This is a genomic window from Enterobacter cloacae complex sp. IR5418, assembly GCF_049238105.1.
Lineage (GTDB): Bacteria > Pseudomonadota > Gammaproteobacteria > Enterobacterales > Enterobacteriaceae > Enterobacter > Enterobacter hormaechei.
Genome location: NZ_JBMKHS010000002.1, coordinates 189,585 through 202,512, shown reverse-complemented (window position 1 = coordinate 202,512; position 12,928 = coordinate 189,585). Strand labels below are relative to the sequence as shown.

Below are 12,928 nucleotides of genomic sequence, written 5' to 3'. Positions count from 1 at the left end.
AAGGTTTTCGATCTTTGACATTCCGCGCTGCAGCGTAACAAGGGAAGTGTTTCAATCAGGGCTTTTACAATTGACGGGAGGAAAAATTTAGTGGCACGTCCGAAGAGTGAAGATAAAAAACAGGCCTTACTGGAAGCAGCCACCGCGGCATTTGCCCAGTCAGGTATTGCCGCCTCAACGGCGTTAATTGCCCGTAATGCGGGCGTCGCTGAAGGGACACTGTTTCGCTACTTTGCTACCAAAGACGATCTGCTGAATGCCCTCTACCTGCATCTGAAGCAGGATCTCTGCCAGACCATGCTGGCGAACCTCGATCGCACCCTCTCCGAGCCAAAAGAGCATACCCGCAATATCTGGAACAGCTATGTAGACTGGGGCATTCGTAACCCCCTGGCGCATGCGGCTATCCGCCAGATTGGCGTCAGTGAAAAGCTGAGCGCCGAAACGGAACAGGCGGTGAAAGAGATGTTCCCGGAACTTCATGAGTTATGCCGCCGCTCGGTGCGCCCGGTGTTTATGTCCGATGAATTCAAAACGTTTGGCGATGCGCTTTTCTTATCGCTGGCGGAAACCACCATGGAGTTTGCCACCCGCGATCCGTCTCGTGCCGTCGATTTTAAAGCGCTGGGCTTTGAGGCCATGTGGCGCGGGCTTGCAGAGGAAGAGATCCATGGACAGTAAATCCTTGCAGGACCATGCCAGACGCGTCGCGCTGGAGATGCCTTTCACCAAACACTGTTGGCCGTTTGGCCCGGAGTATGACGTGTTTAAGGTGGGCGGGAAAATTTTTATGCTGATGGCGACCGCGCACGGTCGGCCCCACGTCAGCCTGAAATCCGACCCGGAAAAATCGCTGCTTAATCAGCAGATTTACCGTGGCGTGGAGCCGGGCTATCACCTCAATAAAAAACACTGGATTTCACTCTACGGCACGGACGACGTCACGCCTGAACTGGTCACCGACCTGATTACGGATTCGTGGAATCTGGTCGTTGATAAACTGCCAAAAAAAGATCAGAAGTGGATTCGGCCAACCTGATTGTTCGTCTGAGACGAACAGAATAAGCGCTCGAATCGCACTTATCTTTTCCCGCTTCGCGCGGTAATCTGCTTTCCTTTCACGCCCGCCCGCGGGCGAATTTCATCACCAGGAGTTGTTATGGATATTATTTCTGTCGCCCTGAAACGCCACTCAACCAAGGCGTTCGACCCAGCCAAAAAACTGACCGCAGAAGAAGCGGAAAAAATCAAAACGCTGCTGCAATACAGCCCGTCCAGCACTAACTCCCAGCCGTGGCACTTTATTGTTGCCAGCACTGAAGAGGGTAAAGCGCGCGTGGCAAAATCCGCGGCGGGCACCTATGTGTTTAACGAACGCAAAATGCTGGATGCCTCTCACGTGGTGGTGTTCTGCGCGAAAACCGCGATGGACGATGCCTGGCTTGAGCGCGTTGTCGATCAGGAAGAGGCTGATGGCCGTTTCGCCACGCCCGAAGCCAAAGCCGCGAACCACAAAGGCCGCTGCTATTTTGCCGACATGCACCGCGTGGATCTGAAAGATGACGACCAGTGGATGGCGAAGCAGGTTTACCTGAACGTCGGTAACTTCCTGCTGGGCGTGGCCGCGATGGGCCTGGACGCGGTGCCAATTGAAGGCTTTGACGCGGCTATTCTTGATGAAGAGTTTGGCCTGAAAGAGAAAGGCTTCACCAGCCTGGTGGTGGTCCCGGTCGGGCATCACAGCGTGGAAGATTTCAACGCCACGCTGCCGAAATCTCGCCTGCCGCTGAGCACGATTGTGACTGAGTGCTAAGCGCTTCTGGCACGCCATCTATCGGCGTGCCCGTTTTCAGTAAAGCGTTATCTGCGGATGCTTTACCCCGCACACCAGCGCATAACGCGTTAATGTATCGAGACTCGCCCGGGTAATATTGGCTTCCATTCGTGATACCGTCGGTGCGCTGACGCCCATCCGCTCCGCCACCTGGGCGCGCGTCAGACCAGCATGATTGCGCCATTGCGCCAGCATCTCCCGCAGGCGTTCCTTGCGCTCTTCCGCATCAAAGGAAGCCTGAACCTCTGAATCGCTTAACAGTTCAGCTCTGAGTTCGTCCCAGTCAATAATCTTCTTGCTCATCCAACATCTCCTGTTGTCGTTTCAGTGCCAGACGGAGTTCAGCAGAGGGCGTTTTTTGCGTCTTCTTGATAAACACCCGCAGCAGAAAAATGGTTCTTTCCCGCTGATAGACGTAGATCCCTCGAGTATGGATCAGCCCGACGGTTCTGATTTCAAACAAACCATTGGGTAAGGGTTTGCTGTCAGGTTCACGCAATACTGTCGGGTTGTTGCGTAATTTATCAAGCTGGCGAATCAGCTTCGCCTGTACTCCCGCAGGCAATGAGAGGATCTCCTCCCTGACCGCCGCATGAACGATAAGTCTGAACACGGTATTTCATCCCTGATAATATTAGCATATAAGGCAATTTGCATTAAAGGCTAATTTTGCCTTTCGTGACTCACCTTACCAGCTTATTTCAGGCAGGACCGGATCCGCGTTGATTCCCTGAAAGCCCCTCGCAAAAAACTTACTTCCCCTGCTCCGCCAGCCACGCCATCGCCCTCTCCCCTGCCTCATCCACGGGTAAATAGACCAGCAGCCGCGATCCGTTTCGCGGCGCGGAGTACCAGTACATCTGCTGAAGATGAAAATCCCCCAGCTCGGGATGGGTAAACAGCTTGAGCTGGTTCTCCACGCCGCGCACGTCGTTGCGCTGGTGCCACAGGGTTTTGAACTCCTCGGACACCGCAAAAAAACGCGCCAGCTTTGCTTCCCAGAGCGGGTCCCCCCGATGCTCAGCCATTGCCGCGCGGAAGTAGGAGACGAAAATCGGCAGCACGTCGTCACGTTTGCCGAGCCGCGCGCGCCAGGCCGGGTGGGTAAGAAACAGATAAATACAGTTGCGATCTTCCGGCGGGATGGCGTTGAAATCGACGCCCATCAGGTGTCCGAAGCTGTCGTTCCACGCCACGATGTCGAAATTGGGTTTCTGAATGCTGGCGGGTTTCGGCAGCAGGGTATCCAGCAGGCGACGCGTGCCTTCGCTGATCCCCTCGCAACACACCGACTGCGGGGCTTCACCCGGCGGCAACCCGGCGAGTACAAAAAGATGCCGGGCTTCGGTCGGGGTGCATTGCAGCGCTTTTGCGATGGCGGCCATCACCGCGCTGGACGGATTGACGTCCCGGCCCTGTTCCAGCCAGGTGTACCAGGTCACCCCGACATCCGCGAGCATCGCTACCTCCTCCCGGCGCAGGCCCGGCGTACGGCGGCGGCCGCTGCGCGGTAAGCCGAGGCGCTGCGGATCAAGGCTTTCCCGCCGTGCTCGCAAAAACGCGCCCAGCTGCTTGCGGGTGTCATCCTGAAGAGAGGTGACAGGTTCAGACATCAGCGCCATAACAACTCCTGCATGGTAGTGTCAGTACCAGTATAAGCAAGAACTGGTACCCGTTTATCAGATGGTTGATGCTACGACTCTACGCTGTTTGACGCAATGGAGTCACCATGAATACGTCAGTTGTTTCACCGGGTCGCGCGGGCCTGATTTTGCTGTTAACCGGCCAGATGCTGCCGCTGATTGATACCTCAATCACCAACGTGGCGCTGGATTCCATCACCCATTCGTTACACGCCACCGCCACCGAACTGGAGCTGATCGTCGCCCTCTACGGCGTGGCCTTTGCCGTCTGCCTGGCTCCCGGCAGCAAGCTGGGCGATAACCTTGGCCGCCGTCGCCTGTTTATGTGGGGCGTGGCGAGTTTTGGCCTGGCCTCGCTGCTGTGCGGCATGGCGGGCAATATCGAACAGTTGCTTGCCGCGCGCATTATTCAGGGCGCGGGCGCCGCGCTGATCATGCCGCAAATTCTCGCGACGTTGCATGTGACGTTAAAAGGAACGGCACACGCCAGAGCGATCAGCCTGTTCGGGGGGATCGGCGGAATTGCATTTATCGTCGGCCAGATGGGTGGCGGCTGGCTGGTATCGGCGGACATCGCCGGGCTGGGCTGGCGCAACGCCTTCTTTATCAACGTGCCGATTTGTCTGGTGGTGCTGGCGCTGAGCCGTCGCTACGTGCCGGAAACCCGCCGCGACACGCCGTCGCGCATTGACTGGATCGGTACCGTCCTGCTGACGGCGATACTGTGCTGTATGCTGTTCCCGATGGCGCTCGGCCCGCAGTGGCACTGGTCGTGGCCGCTGAAGGTCGCCCTGCTGGCGATTGTGCCGCTGGCCTGTTTGATGGTGCTGAACGCGCGAAAAAAAGAGCGTGAGAATGCCCATCCGCTCATCGCGCCGCGCCTGTTGCAGCTGCGCAGCATCCGCTTTGGCGTGCTGATTGGGATACTCTTTTTCAGCGTCTGGTCCGGGTTCATGTTCTGTATGGCGCTGACCATGCAAAGCGGTCTGGGAATGGCGCCGTGGCAGTCCGGAAACAGTTTCATCGCACTCGGCGTGACCTATTTTATTTCTGCCTGGTTCGCCCCGCGCCTGATTGCCCGCTACAGCACCAGCGCCATCCTGCTGACCGGGCTGGCAGTTCAGCTTGTCGGCCTGGTGGCGCTGATCGCCACGTTCCGTCACTGGGGAATGCAAAATACCGCGCTGACGCTGGCCCCGGCCACCGGGCTGGTGGGTTACGGGCAGGCGCTGATTGTAAACAGCTTCTACCGCATCGGGATGCGCGATATCCAGCCTGACGATGCGGGAGCCGCGAGCGCGATTTTAAGCACGCTGCAACAGGCTGCGCTGGGGCTTGGCCCGGCCATTTTCGGCGCGATTTTGCTGCACGGGCTGCAAAGTTATCACGGAGATTACACCCAGGCGGTCAACGTCTTCCTGATGGTGGAAACGGCCATGATGGTGGTCCTGGCGCTGGCCACGCTGCGTATGCGCCATCGTCTCTGTTTACCGGTCGTCAAGGCCTGCCCGGCGACAAAATAAAACTGCCTGAATTTGCATAATAGATCCGCAGCCGCCATTATGGGGCTGCATCAATACAGGAGACGTTATGCAGGAATTAATTGCTCAGGTTGAAGAGTTAGGGATTGAAATTAATCACACCACCTCTTTAGTGATTATCTTTGGTATTATTTTTCTTACTGCCCTTATCGTTCATTTTATTCTGCACAAAGTGGTGCTGCGCGCATTCGAGAAACGCGCGCAGGCCAGCAGCCATTTATGGTTGCAGATCATTACGCAGAACAAGTTATTTCACCGTCTGGCGTTTACCCTTCAGGGGATAATCGTCAACGTTCAGGCGGTTCTGTGGCTGCAAAAAGGCAGCGAAGCGGCGGAAATGCTCACCACCTGCGCAAAATTGTGGGTGATGGTCTATGCCCTGCTCTCCTTCTTCTCGCTGCTGGACGTGATATTCAATCTGTCGCAGAAAATGGCCACCGCGTCACAGCTCCCGCTGAAAGGGATATTCCAGGGCATCAAGCTGGTGAGCGCCATTCTGGTGGGGATTCTGATTATCTCCCTGCTGATCGGCCAGTCCCCGGCAATTCTGATCAGCGGTCTGGGTGCCATGGCCGCCGTTCTGATGCTGGTCTTTAAAGACCCGATACTCGGACTGGTTGCTGGCATTCAGCTTTCCGCCAACGATATGCTCAAGCTCGGCGACTGGCTGGAGATGCCGAAATATGGCGCTAACGGCACGGTAACGGACATTGGTCTCACCACTGTTAAAGTCCGCAACTTTGATAACACCATCACCACCATTCCAACATGGGCGCTGGTCTCTGACGCGTTCATCAACTGGAGCGGGATGTCCGCCTCCGGTGGTCGCCGCATTAAGCGCAGCCTGAATATCGATACCACCAGCATTCATTTCCTCGACGAGCAGGAGCAGCAGAAGCTGATCCAGGCGAAGCTGCTGAAGCCGTATCTGGCCGCGCGTCATGAGGAAATTAGCCTGTGGAATCAGCAGAACGGCGAAGGGGAATCGGTATTAAACCTGCGCAAGATGACCAATATCGGCACCTTCCGTGCCTACCTGAATGAATATTTGCGCAATCACCCGCGCATTCGCAAAGATATGACGCTGATGGTGCGCCAGCTCGCGCCGGATGCTAACGGGTTGCCGATTGAAATATATGCCTTCACCAACACGGTGATCTGGGCAGAATATGAAGATATTCAGGCCGACATCTTCGACCATATTTTCGCGGTGGTGGATGAATTTGGTCTGCGTATTCACCAGTCACCAACCGGAAACGATATTCGCTCGCTGGCAGGCGTTATCGCGCAATAATCAGGTGCTGGCGCGGGAAATAAAGCGCCAGTCCATCATTACCCTTTCCGTGGGCGCATCCGGGTTCTCGATCTTATTCAAGAGCAGATCGACCGCCTTGCGCCCGATATCCCGCGACGGCTGTTCAATGGTGGTGAGTGAAATCATCTCTGCCAGCTCGGTGCCGTCAAAGCCCACGACCGCGATATCCTCCGGCACCCGCAGTCCGGCCTGCTGAATGGCGCGCAGCGCCCCCGCCGCCAGCGTATCGGAAACGGCAAACACCGCATCCGGCGGATTTGTTTTTAACAGGTTTTGCATCGCCGCCATGCCCGCACCGGAGCTAAGCTCACTGGCATACTCCACCGCCTGATAGTCCAGATCCCGCAGGTGAATGACGCTCTTGTAGCCGCGCTCGCGCAGGCGGGCATATTTGTAGCTGAGGTCGTGGTTGATGAGCGCAATGCGTTTGCGTCCCCTGTCGGCCAGCTGGCTGACAACGTGCTGGGAGGCATCGACATCATTAATCCCCACGCAGGAGACCGCGCCCGCATCCGCGTATTCGGCGCACTGCACCCACGGCGCGTTGCCAATCAGCGCGGCCAGCTCCGGCAGTTTCGAGAACGCATCCATGGTGATAATGCCGTCGACAATTTTGCCGGAGAGCAGGCTTAAACCCGAGCGGGAGCGCTCAATGTCCGAGCCGGAATTGCACAGCAGAATGCGATAGCCGTTTTTCTCCGCCTCGGCTTCGATGCCCTTCACCACTTCGGCGCAGAACGGGTTGGCGATGTTCGAGACCATCACCAGGATCATATAGCTGCGGGCGGTGCGCAGCTGACGCGCCAGCAGATTGGGCTGATAGTTACTCTCCTGGATCGCCTGCAAAACGCGCTCGCGGTTTTTCGCCTTCACGGTATCGCTGTTATTCAGTACGCGGGAGACCGTTGCCACGGATACTCCGGCCAGTTGAGCGATTTTCTGAATTGACATAGCGACGATACATCCTGCGGTTAGCGTTTTGTGCAGGCTACCATAAATTGGTTGCCCGGCGAACCGGGCAATGCGTCAGTATCTTACGCGCACCCAGCGCTGTTGCTGATGGCTTTTCACAATGGCATCAATGATATACATCACGTTCGCGCCATCGTGGAAGGTGGCAAATGCAGGCTTTTCCGGCATCGCGCCCGCCTGCACGGCGCGGTAGAACTGCGCCATCATATTTTTAAAGGCATCCGGCCAGCCTTCAATGTGCCCGCCGGGGAAGTGGGCGCTGTCGGCCACGTCAGAGTTCATCAGGCCCGGATCGTCGCTGAGCGTCTGGTTGGCCCTGGCGCGATGGCCTATCCACAGCTGCTGGGGGATCTCCTGATCCCACGCCAGCGAGCGCTCGCTGCCGTTAATCTCAAACGTCAGGCGGTTTTTGCGCCCGGCGCTCACCTGCGAGACGCTAAAGCTGCCCTTGCTGCCGTCGTCAAAGCGGAACAGCACCGAGCCGAAGTCCTCGGTCGAGACCGGTTTGTCTTCATACTCCGCCTGCTCGTCATGGGAGAAGGTCTGATGACCGCCCGTGCTGGCCTTGCGCGTCGGCCAGACGATGGACAAATCAGCCATTACCTCGGTAATGCGCCTGCCGGTCACATACTGCACCGTATCGCACCAGTGGGAGCCGATGTCCGCCACCGCCCGCGATGCGCCGCCGAGCGCGGCATCCACCCGCCAGTTGTAGTCGGTTTCCAGCAGCATCCAGTCCTGCAAATAGCTGCCGTGCGAGGCAAACAGCCGCCCGAGGCTACCCGCGCGCATCATGCTCGCCGCCTGACGCACCATCGCAAACTGGCGATAGACAAAGCTCACGCCATGCACCACGCCCGCCTGCTCCGCCAGCGCCACCAGCTCGCGCGCCTCGTCCGGGGTCATGCACAGCGGCTTTTCGGAAAACACATGCTTACCCGCGCGCAGGATCTGGCGGTTAATTTCGGCATGCAGGTGGTTCGGCGTGCAGTTGTGCACCACGTGCAGACTGGGGTGGGCGAGCAGTTCCTCCACGCTGGCGTACGCGTGCGGCACGTTAAGCTGACGGGCCTTTTCCTGCGCCTTACCGAGCGCGCCGTCGCAGAGCGCGACCACCTGCACAAACCCGAGACGCCTGAGCGCCTCGATGTGTGCCGGGCCAATAAACCCGCTGCCGATAATCCCGACGTTAATCATGCCCGCCTCCTGCGGCGAAATCATCAAACACCCGCCCGGAAACGGGGATAATATGGCGGCGGATGAACTCGCTGCCTTCGCGCGCGCCGGTATCGCCATCCTTCAGGCAGCACTCCCATTCCAGCACCGCCCAGCCGTCGTAGTCGTACTGGGCCAGCTTGCTGAAAATACCCCTGAAGTCGATCTGCCCGTCGCCGGGCGAGCGGAAGCGTCCGGCGCGGTTGATCCACGGCTGATAGCCGCCGTAGACGCCGCTGCGCCCGTTGGGGCGGAACTCGGCATCCTTGACGTGGAACGCCTTAATGCGCGCGTGGAAGATGTCGATAAAGGTCAGGTAGTCCATCTGCTGGAGCAGCATATGGCTTGGATCATAGAGAATGTTGCAGCGCGGATGGTTATCCACCAGCGCCAGAAAACGCTCGAAGGTGACGCCGTCGTGCAGATCTTCCCCCGGATGCAGCTCAAAGCAGACGTCCACGCCCTGCTCGTCGAAGGTATCCAGTATTGACCGCCAGCGGGTTGCCAGCTCTTCGAACGCTTCCTGGAAACGCTGCTCGTTGTGCGGCGGCCACGGGTAGAAGAACGGCCAGGCCAGCGAGCCGGAGAAAGTGGCGTGTGCTTTCAGGCCCAGTCTTGCCGAGGCGACCGCCGCCTGCTTCAGCTTTTCCGTCGCCCATGCCCGGCGGGCCACGTCGTTGCCGCGCACGGTGGCGGGCGCGAAGTGGTCAAATGCCTCGCTGTAGGCGGGGTTTACCGCCACAAGCTGCCCTTCCAGATGGGTCGACAGTTCGCTGATGACCAGCCCGTGCGCAGCCAGCTTACCGGCGATGTCATCGCAGTAGGCCTGGCTCTCCGCCGCTTTTTCGACGTCAAAGATATGCGGATGGTTACAGGGGATCTGCACCGCTTTGTAACCCTTCGCCGCCGCCCATCCTGCCAGCCCGTCGAGCGAGTTAAACGGCGCTTCTGCGCCAATAAACTGCGAGAGAAAAATACCCGGTCCTTTTATCGTCCTCATACCACCTCCTGAACGTTACGCCTTGTCATCGTCATACTTAAACGTGAGAAGGAAAATCAGCGCGATCGCCGCGGCAGCCACCGCCGGGATCCACCAGAATGTGACCCACGCCTGCGGCACGGTTTGTCCTGCCACCAGGCGGTTATAAAGCGCGCCGGAAATCTGCGAGCCGAGCAGCATGCCGATGCCGTAGGTGAACATCACGATCATGCTCTGCGCCTGGCCTTTCACCTTTTCGCCCGCCACGCGGTCGGTGTAGATAAAGCCGACAACAAAGAAGAAATCGTAGCAGACGCCGTGGAGCAGAATGCCGAGGTACAGCAGGATGCGCCCTTCCTCGCTCACGCCCAGCGCGAACATGGCATAACGCACGAACCACGCCAGCATGCCGATCAGCAGCATATATTTCACGCCCAGACGACGGAACAGGAGCGGAATAACCAGCATGAAGACGATCTCAGACATCTGCCCGAACGACATGGCGGTGCTGACGTCGGCAATTCCGGCATCCGCCAGATACGAGGCGGTGTAGGCGTAATAGGTGCCGAGTGGGACGGAAATCAGCATTGCGCAGACGGAGAAGACGAAGAAGTGACGGGTTTTGAGCAGCGCGAAGGCGTCCGCGCAGAAGAGATCCCGCACCTTCACCGGCAGGCCTTTCGCTGGAGCTGGCGTGTGCGGCAGCGTCAGGCTGTAGAGCGCCAGCAGCACGGAGCTGACCGCCGCCACCTGGAAAATGGTGACGCTGGACGCCACGCCGGTGACGCCGATAAAAATACCCGCCACGATCCAGCCGATGGTGCCGAACACGCGCACCACCGGGAAGGTTTTATCCACGTTCGCCAGGCTGTGGAATGCGATGTTGTTGGTCAGCGCCAGCGTCGGCATATAGCAGAGCGTATAGCCAAACAGCAGGCCAATGAGCAGCGCGCCGTTTTCGGCAATCAGCGCCCCCGGCACGAACCAGAGAATGGCCGCCCCCGCCAGGTGCATCACCGCCATCACCTTTTGTGAAGCGAAGAAGCGGTCTACCAGCATGCCGAGCACGAACGGCGAGAGAATGGAAGCGATAGGCCCGGCGGAGAACGCATCGCCAATCAACAAAGACATGTTGTGCTGAGTCATCACCAGGCCAAGCGTGACCGACCAGCTACCCCAGATAAAAAATTGCAGAAACATCATCAGCGACAAACGCGGCACCAGCAGCCGGTGTTGCGTTATCGCCTTTTCACTACTCTCAGTTGACACCATGATAAGCCTCACCCGGAAAAAGTAATCGATTACAAATTCGCTCAATTGAAAAGTAATCGATTACAAAATAAAGATCCTGTGGATCGAAACAGAATTGGGAGAGGGGTCACGATAAAGGTGAAGGGGTGGTGCCGGGTGGCGGCTGCGCCTGACCCGGCCTGTTAAATAACGTCCACGAACATGTAGGCCCGGTAAGCGCAGCGCCACCGGGCGTGAAGGCGGGGGGATGGTGCGGTCTGGTGCCCTCACCCCGGCCCTCTCCTACGGGGCTGAGGGATCCCCAGTAATTTTTAAGCTGAAGCAATAAAGCGACTTCACAATGAACGATGGCTTGCAGCGACGTCCTGGTCCGGCTGTAAAGCGCCGAAGCGTTTCCGTAAGGCCGGGGCGAGGCGCAGGGATGCGCCGAGAGGGCGTGGCCTGCATGGATGCAGGCTCATGCCCGACCCGATAGCCTGAAGGAATAAGCTGAGGGCACCGCGAAGCGGCGATTTACCGCCGGGAGCCCGGGTCGCCAGGGCGGTGGCGATTGAACCGCCCTGGCACGTTCACCGGTCATGTCCTTACAGAGTAGCAAGGAACATAACGTGAACGGAATGACCACTACCGCCGTATGTGCCCCTCACCCTAACCCTCTCCCCCAAGGGGCGAGGGGATGGTTCACTGCTCGCATTAATTTGTGGGGATTCCTCAGCCTACGGGGAGAGGGTGCAAACACTAAAAACGGCAACCAGGTTGCCGTTTTGCTTTTACCTTCGTGAGAGCTTAAACGCCACAAACAGGAACAGCACCCACACCGGCAGCAGCATCGCCGAGAGACGCATCTCATCCATGGTGCACATCAGCACCAGAATCAGCCCCAGGAACGCAATACAGATATAGTTCCCTGCCGGATAGAGCAGCGCTTTAAACTGCGTCTCGCGTCCCTTACGGCGCATCGCCGCGCGGAAACGCAGGTGCGCGAGGCAGATCATGATCCAGTTCAGCAGCAGCGTCGCCACAACCAGCGCCATCAGCAGGCCAAAAGCCTGTTTCGGCAGCAGATAGTTGATCAGCACCACCAGCGAGGTGATAGCGCCGGAAAGGAACAGCGAGTTGATCGGTACGCCGCGACGGCTGACGCGGGTGAGGAACTTCGGCGCGTTGCCCTGCACGGAGAGGCCAAACAGCATGCGGCTGTTGGAGTAAACCCCACTGTTGTAGACCGACAGCGATGCCACGAGAATAACGAAGTTCAGTGCCGAAGCCACCACGTTGCTGTTCAGATCGTGGAAAATCATCACGAACGGGCTACTGTCGGATTTCACTTCTACCCACGGGTAGAGCGCCAGCAGCACCACCAGCGAGCCGATATAGAACAGCAGGATGCGGTACACCACCTGGTTGACCGCTTTCGGAATGCTTTTGTGCGGGTCGCGCGCTTCGGCAGCGGTAATACCTATCAGCTCCAGCCCGCCGAAGGAGAACATGATCACCGCGAGGGAGAGAATCAGCCCTTTCCAGCCGGTCGCCAGGAAGCCGCCGTGCTGCCACAGGTTGTCGATGCTCGCGCGCTCGCCGCCGTGGCCGGAGAACAGCAGCCACAGGCCAAAGCCGATCATGCCGATAATCGCCAGCACCTTGATCAGCGCAAACCAGAACTCGGTCTCACCATACAGGCGCACGTTCACAAGGTTAACGGCGTTAATGATGATGAAGAAGGCCGCCGCCCAGATCCACGTCGGGACGTCCGGGAGCCAGTACTGCATATAGATGCCAGCGGCGGTCAGCTCGGCCATGCCCACCAGGACGAACATCACCCAGTAGTTCCAGCCGGAGAGGAAGCCTGCGAACGGCCCCCAGTATTTGTAGGCAAAGTGTGCGAAGGAGCCAGACACCGGCTCTTCAACGACCATCTCACCGAGCTGGCGCATGATCAGGAAGGCGATAATCCCGGCGATAGCGTAACCCAGCAGAACCGCCGGGCCAGCCATCTGAATGGCGGGGCCGATGCCGAGAAACAGCCCGGTACCGATCGCGCCGCCGAGGGCAATTAACTGAATATGTCGATTTTGCAAACCACGTTGCAGCGTCGGACTCTGATCCGACGAGGCTTCAGCGCGACCATGGCCTGAAGCGGATGACGCGTCTTTCACGCCCTACCCCTGTCTCTTTTTT

13 protein-coding genes are annotated in these 12,928 nt (G+C 58.2%); 5 read left to right on the top strand and 8 right to left on the bottom strand.

Annotated features, from left to right (window positions below):
• Positions 1-90: 90 nt before the first annotated feature.
• The 3 genes from ACOTX7_RS02635 (at position 91) to nfsB (ending at position 1,813) form a co-directional block, all read left to right on the top strand.
• Positions 91-681, top strand: coding sequence for a TetR/AcrR family transcriptional regulator (locus ACOTX7_RS02635; RefSeq protein ID WP_032673605.1), 591 nt, complete (start codon positions 91-93; stop codon positions 679-681).
• Positions 671-1,039: an MmcQ/YjbR family DNA-binding protein gene (locus ACOTX7_RS02630; RefSeq protein ID WP_221257024.1), complete on the top strand. Its 369-nt coding sequence runs from the start codon at positions 671-673 to the stop codon at positions 1,037-1,039. The genes ACOTX7_RS02635 and ACOTX7_RS02630 overlap by 11 nt, the downstream gene beginning before the upstream one ends.
• 120 nt (positions 1,040-1,159) lie before the next feature.
• Positions 1,160-1,813 carry an oxygen-insensitive NAD(P)H nitroreductase gene (gene nfsB, locus ACOTX7_RS02625; RefSeq protein ID WP_003858884.1) on the top strand — a complete coding sequence of 218 codons (654 nt, stop codon included), beginning with the start codon at positions 1,160-1,162 and terminating at the stop codon, positions 1,811-1,813.
• Positions 1,814-1,849: 36 nt separating this feature from the next.
• Here the strand turns inward: nfsB and ACOTX7_RS02620 are convergent, their stop codons facing one another.
• The 3 genes from ACOTX7_RS02620 to ACOTX7_RS02610 form a co-directional block, all read right to left on the bottom strand.
• Positions 1,850-2,137: a helix-turn-helix domain-containing protein gene (locus ACOTX7_RS02620; protein ID WP_015571209.1), complete on the bottom strand. Its 288-nt coding sequence runs from the start codon at positions 2,135-2,137 to the stop codon at positions 1,850-1,852.
• The gene (locus ACOTX7_RS02615) at positions 2,118-2,447 is read right to left on the bottom strand and encodes a type II toxin-antitoxin system RelE/ParE family toxin (protein WP_047355385.1); all 330 of its coding nucleotides are present in this window, start codon (positions 2,445-2,447) and stop codon (positions 2,118-2,120) included. The genes ACOTX7_RS02620 and ACOTX7_RS02615 overlap by 20 nt, the downstream gene beginning before the upstream one ends.
• 139 nt (positions 2,448-2,586) lie before the next feature.
• The gene (locus ACOTX7_RS02610; RefSeq protein ID WP_047355384.1) at positions 2,587-3,456 is read right to left on the bottom strand and encodes a helix-turn-helix transcriptional regulator; all 870 of its coding nucleotides are present in this window, start codon (positions 3,454-3,456) and stop codon (positions 2,587-2,589) included.
• 107 nt (positions 3,457-3,563) lie between these two features.
• On the opposite strand from ACOTX7_RS02610, the gene ACOTX7_RS02605 reads away from it, so the two are divergent.
• Both ACOTX7_RS02605 and ACOTX7_RS02600 read left to right on the top strand, forming a co-directional pair.
• Positions 3,564-5,000 (top strand): MFS transporter, encoded by a 1,437-nt coding sequence (locus tag ACOTX7_RS02605; RefSeq protein WP_221257023.1) that lies wholly within the window; start codon positions 3,564-3,566, stop codon positions 4,998-5,000.
• Positions 5,001-5,067: 67 nt separating this feature from the next.
• Positions 5,068-6,312, top strand: a complete 1,245-nt coding sequence (locus ACOTX7_RS02600) for a mechanosensitive ion channel family protein (protein ID WP_006809725.1) — start codon at positions 5,068-5,070, stop codon at positions 6,310-6,312.
• Here ACOTX7_RS02600 and ACOTX7_RS02595 read toward each other — a convergent pair whose 3' ends face one another.
• The 5 genes from ACOTX7_RS02595 to pheP form a co-directional block, all read right to left on the bottom strand.
• Entirely contained in the window at positions 6,313-7,284 is a 972-nt protein-coding gene (locus ACOTX7_RS02595; protein WP_221257022.1) for a LacI family DNA-binding transcriptional regulator, read from the bottom strand.
• A 75-nt stretch (positions 7,285-7,359) separates the two neighbouring features.
• Entirely contained in the window at positions 7,360-8,502 is a 1,143-nt protein-coding gene (locus ACOTX7_RS02590) for a Gfo/Idh/MocA family protein (RefSeq protein WP_221813019.1), read from the bottom strand.
• Complete coding sequence (locus ACOTX7_RS02585) at positions 8,495-9,520, bottom strand: sugar phosphate isomerase/epimerase family protein (protein WP_221257020.1); 1,026 nt, start codon at positions 9,518-9,520, stop codon at positions 8,495-8,497. Before ACOTX7_RS02585 ends, ACOTX7_RS02590 begins: the two co-directional genes overlap by 8 nt.
• A 15-nt stretch (positions 9,521-9,535) precedes the next feature.
• A complete protein-coding gene (locus ACOTX7_RS02580) occupies positions 9,536-10,771 on the bottom strand; it encodes an MFS transporter (protein WP_205924294.1) in 1,236 nt (411 codons plus the stop codon).
• A 749-nt stretch (positions 10,772-11,520) separates the two neighbouring features.
• Positions 11,521-12,906 carry a phenylalanine transporter gene (pheP, locus tag ACOTX7_RS02575; RefSeq protein WP_213828768.1) on the bottom strand — a complete coding sequence of 462 codons (1,386 nt, stop codon included), beginning with the start codon at positions 12,904-12,906 and terminating at the stop codon, positions 11,521-11,523.
• Between the last annotated feature and the right edge of the window lie 22 nt (positions 12,907-12,928).

Excerpts from the sequence above, each read along its gene's own strand:
- ACOTX7_RS02630 (WP_221257024.1), top strand. The coding sequence starts at position 671 with ATGGACAGTAAATCCTTGCAGGACCATGCCAGACGCGTCGCGCTGGAG.
- nfsB (WP_003858884.1), top strand. The coding sequence starts at position 1,160 with ATGGATATTATTTCTGTCGCCCTGAAACGCCACTCAACCAAGGCGTTC.
- ACOTX7_RS02620 (WP_015571209.1), bottom strand. The coding sequence starts at position 2,137 with ATGAGCAAGAAGATTATTGACTGGGACGAACTCAGAGCTGAACTGTTA.
- ACOTX7_RS02610 (WP_047355384.1), bottom strand. The coding sequence starts at position 3,456 with ATGGCGCTGATGTCTGAACCTGTCACCTCTCTTCAGGATGACACCCGC.
- ACOTX7_RS02605 (WP_221257023.1), top strand. The coding sequence starts at position 3,564 with ATGAATACGTCAGTTGTTTCACCGGGTCGCGCGGGCCTGATTTTGCTG.
- ACOTX7_RS02600 (WP_006809725.1), top strand. The coding sequence starts at position 5,068 with ATGCAGGAATTAATTGCTCAGGTTGAAGAGTTAGGGATTGAAATTAAT.
- ACOTX7_RS02595 (WP_221257022.1), bottom strand. The coding sequence starts at position 7,284 with ATGTCAATTCAGAAAATCGCTCAACTGGCCGGAGTATCCGTGGCAACG.
- ACOTX7_RS02590 (WP_221813019.1), bottom strand. The coding sequence starts at position 8,502 with ATGATTAACGTCGGGATTATCGGCAGCGGGTTTATTGGCCCGGCACAC.
- ACOTX7_RS02585 (WP_221257020.1), bottom strand. The coding sequence starts at position 9,520 with ATGAGGACGATAAAAGGACCGGGTATTTTTCTCTCGCAGTTTATTGGC.
- ACOTX7_RS02580 (WP_205924294.1), bottom strand. The coding sequence starts at position 10,771 with ATGGTGTCAACTGAGAGTAGTGAAAAGGCGATAACGCAACACCGGCTG.